We start from the raw sequence: 2,359 nt of genomic DNA on the forward strand, positions 1-2,359 counted from the left end.
GCGTCGCAGAAGAAAGTATCTGTAGCATCAAAGAGTAAGAAAGATTAAAGGAGAGCGTCTATGGCACATAAAAAAGCTGGTGGTTCCTCGCGTAATGGTCGTGATTCAGAATCGAAACGTCTAGGCGTTAAAAAATTTGGTGGTGAAACCGTTATTGCCGGAAATATTATTATTCGCCAGCGTGGTACACGTTGGCATCCTGGAAACAATGTCGGCATTGGAAAAGACCATACGCTTTTTGCATTATCAAATGGAAAGGTTTCTTTTCAACGCAAAGCGGGTAATCGTTCCTATGTTTCAGTCATTCCTATGGTGGAGGCAGCAGAGTAATCTGTAACACTCTCTAGCCATAAACAGGATTTCATTGAATTGTAGTTGTGGTTTTATAAGTATTAAAAGGGAAAGATGAATCTCATCTTTCCCTTTTTGCGTTGGTACTATAATAAATGTAGAAGATAAAAGGTAGAATTGGGGAAATTACTTTTCTCAATGAGGGAAAAAGTTTGTGCGTTGTTATGTTAGTATTTAGTTCTGAACATATTGATATTATGATAGAATTTGTTGATAAGTTTCTGTATAATAATAGTGAGGAGAGATTTTCTTTTTATGTATAAAGAAGTGTCGAGTAATTTCTTATAAGAGAAGCAGTTTGTTTTCAGAAAATTATGAGAAATTTAATGAGAGCATTCTTTATGTAATCATTTTGATAAAGATGGGTCTTTTTATCGGCATTGTGGTATTGATGAGTTGTCATACTGTTTTTAGGTGGTAGTGTGGATAGGTGGGGCTATTCATTTAAAAAGACATAAGGATAAAAAAATCCATAAGAAGGCAGTCAAAACTACTTTGAAAGTGACGTGTATTAAGGAATTTTCGGTAAATCGAGAGTGAAATTATATTTTTAAGGAGGACGGTGTTTAAAGATATAAAAATAACTAACGTGCAATCAGCGCCCTTCAAGAATATTTTTTCTGATTTCACTATTATTGTGTATTGTTGAAAATAAACAAGCATAAAAGCTAGGGTTAAGGCAATAACTGCTTTTCATTTTTTACTTTATTTATCTTATTTGTAGAGTTTTTCTTGATTTTAGTAGTTGGTGATGGTGCTTGAGGGTGTCGTACTTTGCAAATGTGCGACAGAGGGCATTGTGTATTTGCGATATTGATTGAAGTAAAGGTGTAGCTTAAAATATATAAATATTATATATCGAGAGTTTGATATCATAAGATGGGCAGTACGGAATTTTAAAGATGATAAGTTGCATGGAGCAATTTGTAATTATGTAATGAATTTATAAAGAGGGATAATAGGTTAAATAAACTTTGAGGAATCAATTAAAATATTAGCTGAAGTTACGGATGATTGGGAAGGATGCTTTCTTGTAGGGAGAATAATGGAAAGTTATGTTGAATAACTTAGGATAATGAGAACGTTTTGAAAGCATAGTTTTTCAGGTGATTGGTGCTGTAAAAAACGGTTTTTTTGTCTTTGTAAAGTAAAAGAGTAAGAGGCAGACTTGCTTATGATGATTTTAAGCACTTGGCTAGATAATAATATCCAATTGTTTTAGCGGTTACATTGAGGTATTTAAGCACCTCACTTAGCTATATTCCGTAAAATATAAATAAAGCTGTGGTGGTATTTATAGCTTGTATTTTGGGAAATGCAGCTTTGAAAAGGAATTTATCAGAGATATTGGTGTTCAAATGTGAGGCAATTTGAATTCATGATGAGATATGAGAAAGCAGAAGCAATGAATGTAGATTTTACTGATGGTGAAATCTTGTCTATAAGATCTGTAAAACTTGCAGCTGCTTTTGATCATAAAAATGATGCAATTTATGCTGCTGCTGAATTGCTTGTGCAGGTTGGTGCCGTTGATAAATGTTATCTGGCAAGTATGCTGGCACGTGAAGAAACAACCAATACTTGGCTTGGAAATGGTATAGCCATTCCTCATGGTATGGCTGAAAATCGTGATTTAATTATCAAGGATGCTGTTGCTGTTATACAGGTTCCTGCTGGTGTTGAGTGGCAGGATGGCAAGAAAGCATATTTGGTTATTGCCATTGCAGCGTGTCCAGATCGCTATAGAGAAATTTGTAAAAAATTGACGTCTCTTTTATTTGATAAAAAACAGCTTGAAGTACTTGCAACAACTATGGACAAGCAGCAAATTGTTACAACTTTGTTTGACAAAAATATGAAGATAGAAAAAACTTTTATTGGTGACCTTTCGGTGTGTCAGGAATGGATTTTAGATTATCCAAGTGGTCTTCATGCACGACCAGCTTCTCTTTGGGTTGATTTTGCGAAAAAGGCTCAAAGCTCTATCAGAGTTCGCCATGGTCAATAT

The 2,359-nt window shown here is 34.5% G+C and carries 2 protein-coding genes; both read left to right on the forward strand.

All coding sequences use genetic code 11. From position 1 onward, the window contains the following. Nucleotides 1–60 precede the first annotated feature (60 nt). On the forward strand, nucleotides 61–330 hold the full coding sequence (gene rpmA / locus ACFIO3_RS11625; RefSeq protein ID WP_273723965.1) for a 50S ribosomal protein L27: 270 nt from the start codon (nucleotides 61–63) through the stop codon (nucleotides 328–330). A 1,399-nt stretch (nucleotides 331–1,729) separates the two neighbouring features. Continuing rightward, nucleotides 1,730–2,359: PTS sugar transporter subunit IIA (locus ACFIO3_RS11630; RefSeq protein ID WP_375704501.1), on the forward strand; the 630-nt coding region annotated here is incomplete at its 3' end.

The sequence above is a fragment of the Bartonella sp. AD328YNZD genome (assembly GCF_042196425.1).

Coding starts and splice junctions, on each gene's coding strand:
- rpmA (WP_273723965.1), top strand. CDS start 61: ATGGCACATAAAAAAGCTGGTGGTTCCTCGCGTAATGGTCGTGATTCA.